Here is a 3,625-nt window from a genome sequence, read left to right as displayed (position 1 = left end):
AGGGTGGGCTGAGCGGCGCGCAGCTCGCGGTGGGCGCCAACCTGGCCCGGGGGCCGGTGACGGGCGCCCAGTTCTCCGTGGGCGCCAACGTGGCCGGCGCGGACCTGCTGGGCCTCCAGTCCACGGTGGGCGTCAACGTGGTGCGCGGGAACGCGGAAGGCGCGCAGCTCGCGGTGGGTGGCAACATCGCGCCGGGCGAGGTGAATGGCACGCAGGTGGCCGTGGCCGTCAACGTCGCGGGGAAGGGCCTGCTGGGCGCGCAGCTCGGCGTGGGCGCCAACGTTTCGGGCGGCCCGGTGCGCGGGCTCCAGGCCGCGGTGGGCGCCAACATCGCGCCGGAGCGGGTTCACGGGCTCCAGGCCGCCGCGGGCCTCAACGTGGCGGGGCAGATGACGGGGCTCCAGATGTCCTCGGGTGTCAGCTACGTGCGGAATCTCTCCGGCGCCCAGCTCTCCATCATCAACGTGGGCGGCGAGGTGGATGGCGCGCAGGTGGGCATCGTCAACATCGCCAACAACGTGGCGGGCGCGCAGGTGGGCATCCTCAACGTGGCCCGCGAGTTGGACGGCGAGGCAGTGGGCATCCTCAGCTTCGTCGGTGGTGGTCAGGCGCATGTGCAGGTCTGGGCCAGTGACGTGGCGCTCACCAACGTGGGCGTGAAGCTGGGCGGCCGTCACATCTACTCACTGTTCACGGTGGGCTACAGCCCCTCCATCGACGAGGACCGCCGCCGTTATGTCATGGGCGCGGGCCTGGGCGGCCACATCCCCGCGGGCCGCTTCTTCTTCGACATCGACGCGGTGAGCAGCACCGTCCACACGAAGCGGCTCTTCGACGACTCGAAGCATGTCCTGGCGCAGCTCCGGTTGACGGCGGGCTGGCAGGTGGCGCGGCACTTCGCGGTGTTCGGTGGCGTCAGCGCCAACACGCTCGTCACCTGGGATGACAGCGACCCGTGGAAGGAGCTGGGCATCGGGCCGCAGTGGCGCCACGTCGCGGACGAGGGCCGCACCACCGTGCGCATGTGGCCGGGCCTGCTCGCGGGGGTGCAGATTTGAGGAGCCCCTCCCATCTTCCTCCCGGGCGCGCTGCGCTGGAGCGCGCGGCGCCAGGGGGTGGAGCATGGAAGGGAGCATGCGCGCGATGGTGCTGCGCGAGGTCGGGCAGCCCCTGCATGAGACGCGGCTGCCCATTCCTCGCCCCGGCCCGGAGGAGCTGTTGCTCCGCGTGCGCGCCTGCGCGGTCTGCCGCACCGACCTGCACGTCGTGGACGGTGAGCTGCCGAAGCCCAAGCTGCCGCTGGTCCCAGGCCATGAAATCGTGGCCACGGTGGAGGCGGCGGGCGAGCGGGCGACGGCCATTCCCGTGGGCACGCGAGTGGGCGTCCCCTGGCTCGGCTGGAGCTGCGGCCACTGCCGCTTCTGTCTGGCCGGCCAGGAGAACCTCTGCGAGCAGGCACGCTTCACGGGGTATCAACTGGATGGTGGCTACGCGGAGTTCACGGTGGCCCACCAGCGCTTCTGCTTCCCCCTGCCGCCCGAGTACACCGACGTCCACGCCGCGCCGTTGATGTGCGCGGGCCTCATCGGCTTTCGCAGTCTCCGCATGGTGGGGAGGGAGCGCCGTCTGCTGGGTTTCTACGGCTTCGGCGCCGCGGCGCACCTGCTCATCCAGGTCGCGCGCCACCAAGGCCGGCGTGTCTTCGCCTTCACCCGGCCGGGGGACGTGGAGGGCCAACGGTTCGCGCGGGAGCTGGGCGCGGAGTGGGCCGGGGATTCGGACACCGTGCCTCCGGAGCGGCTGGACGCGGCCATCCTCTTCGCGCCCGTGGGCGCGCTGGTGCCCGCCGCGCTCCGGGCGGTGGACAAGGCCGGCGTGGTGGTGTGCGGCGGCATCCACATGAGCGACATCCCCGCGTTTCCCTACGCGCTGCTGTGGGAGGAGCGGGTGGTGCGCTCGGTGGCGAACCTCACCCGGGCGGATGCGCTGGACTTCCTCGCGCTCGCGCCCAAGGTGCCGGTGCGCACCCTGGTGCAAACCTTCCCACTGTCCGCCGCCAACGATGCCCTCACCGCGCTGAGGCGAGGGCAGGTGCACGGCGCGGCGGTGCTGGAGGTGGCGGCTCTGGGTTGAGCGCGGAGCCGGGCGGGCCCACGTCCGCCTCCCAGGGGGCTGGGGCAATTCGCCCCGCAGAGACTGCGCGGTGTCCCATTTCGCCGCAAACGCAGCGTGTGGCTTGCGTGGCGTTTGATGGAATTTCGCGGACCTGGCGCGCTGGCCGCGCAAATGCATCCGGAAGGGAAGGCAACCCGATGCCCCCTTCCCGGGGGCACCACCACGCGAGGCGGACGATGAACCGAGCGCTGCAAATCACCTATCGGGGCATGGAGACGAGCGAGGCCCTGAGCGAGCACATCCGCGACCACGCCGGCAAGCTGGAGCAGTTCTACGACGGCATCGTGGGGTGCCACGTGGTGGTGGAGGAGCCGCACCGGCACAAGCAGCACGGCAGGCATTTCCATGTGCGTGTGGATGTGAGTGTGCCAGGAAGGAACATCGTCGCCAGCCGGGATCCGCAGGCGCGCACCGGGCACGAGGATGCCTACCAGGCGGTGACGGACGCGTTCGACGCCGCCCGGCGCCAGCTCCAACACTACGCGGACGCGCTCAACACGCACCACGGGTGACGGTGTCGCTCGCGCGGCGCTTCATTCCCATTACAGACATCCAGCTGGGCGGTCGCGCGACGCACATTCCGAACATTTGCCATTCAAACCCATGACAGACCTGGGGGGCTGGGCGCTATCGTGTGGCTTGTCACGCCATGAAAGCCCAGCGCCTCCAGGTGCTGCGGGTCGACGCCGAGGCTCCCCACCTCGTCACCACCGCCGCCGTCCACTCGACAGCCTCACTTGCCAAGTCCGCCACGGTTCCGTGCGCGGGGCGCCTGCGTGGGTCGTGGGCGAACCCGGGGGGTGAGCGATGAGGCGCCCCGGGGGCAAGCGCGGGTGGTGGGTGGTGACCGGCGTCGTCTGGCTCGGTGGCATCGTGGCGGGTTCGCTCGCCATGGCTCGCTATTCCCTCACGCCCGGCGAGTCCCTGGCGGCACCCGCGCGCTGGCCCGGGGACTCCACCGTGCCACGCGTGGAGGGCCGTCCCACGCTGGTGATGCTGGCGCACCCGCTCTGTCCCTGCACGCGCGCGAGCATGGGAGAGCTCTCGTTGGTGATGGCGAAGGCGCAGGGGCGGCTCGACGCCTTCGTGCTCTTCCTCAAGCCCGAGGGCACCGGCAAGGATTGGGAGCAGGGCGAGCTGTGGCGCTCCGCGGCGGCGATTCCGGGCGTCACCGCCCTGCGCGACGAGGGTGGCGTCCAGGCGGAGCGTTTCGGCGCCGTCACCTCCGGTCAGGTGCTCTTCTACGACGCGGGTGGGGCGCTGCGCTTCAGCGGCGGCATCACCACGGCCCGGGGCCACGCGGGCGACAACGCCGGGCGCGCCGCGGTGGAGGCGCTGCTGGGTGACGCGCCGGCGGAAGCGCTGGCCGGGCACGCCGTCTACGGCTGTGAGCTGGAAGACCCCCGCGGGAGCGTGCCATGAGCCCAGCGCGCGACGAGCCGTCCAGCCC

Annotated in this window: 3 protein-coding genes and 1 pseudogene; all 4 read left to right on the top strand. The window is 71.5% G+C overall.

Annotated features, from left to right (window positions below):
* Positions 1 to 1,058, top strand: a pseudogene (locus tag FMP39_RS36925) (hypothetical protein); the annotation flags it as partial.
* Between the two features lie 64 nt (positions 1,059 to 1,122).
* Positions 1,123 to 2,133, top strand: coding sequence for a zinc-dependent alcohol dehydrogenase family protein (locus tag FMP39_RS36920; RefSeq protein ID WP_141594640.1), 1,011 nt, complete (start codon positions 1,123 to 1,125; stop codon positions 2,131 to 2,133).
* Between the two features lie 218 nt (positions 2,134 to 2,351).
* Positions 2,352 to 2,687, top strand: coding sequence for an HPF/RaiA family ribosome-associated protein (locus FMP39_RS36915; RefSeq protein WP_140786867.1), 336 nt, complete (start codon positions 2,352 to 2,354; stop codon positions 2,685 to 2,687).
* Positions 2,688 to 2,982: 295 nt separating this feature from the next.
* The gene (locus tag FMP39_RS36910; protein ID WP_141594638.1) at positions 2,983 to 3,597 is read left to right on the top strand and encodes a RedB protein; all 615 of its coding nucleotides are present in this window, start codon (positions 2,983 to 2,985) and stop codon (positions 3,595 to 3,597) included.
* Positions 3,598 to 3,625 lie beyond the last annotated feature (28 nt).

Origin of the sequence: Myxococcus sp. AB056 (assembly GCF_006547365.1) — a bacterium.
GTDB lineage: Bacteria > Myxococcota > Myxococcia > Myxococcales > Myxococcaceae > Myxococcus > Myxococcus virescens.
The sequence above is the reverse complement of the archived record's forward strand: the minus strand, read 5'-3'. Positions and strand labels throughout refer to the sequence as shown.

Coding starts and splice junctions, on each gene's coding strand:
- FMP39_RS36920 (WP_141594640.1), top strand. CDS start 1,123: ATGGAAGGGAGCATGCGCGCGATGGTGCTGCGCGAGGTCGGGCAGCCC.
- FMP39_RS36915 (WP_140786867.1), top strand. CDS start 2,352: ATGAACCGAGCGCTGCAAATCACCTATCGGGGCATGGAGACGAGCGAG.
- FMP39_RS36910 (WP_141594638.1), top strand. CDS start 2,983: ATGAGGCGCCCCGGGGGCAAGCGCGGGTGGTGGGTGGTGACCGGCGTC.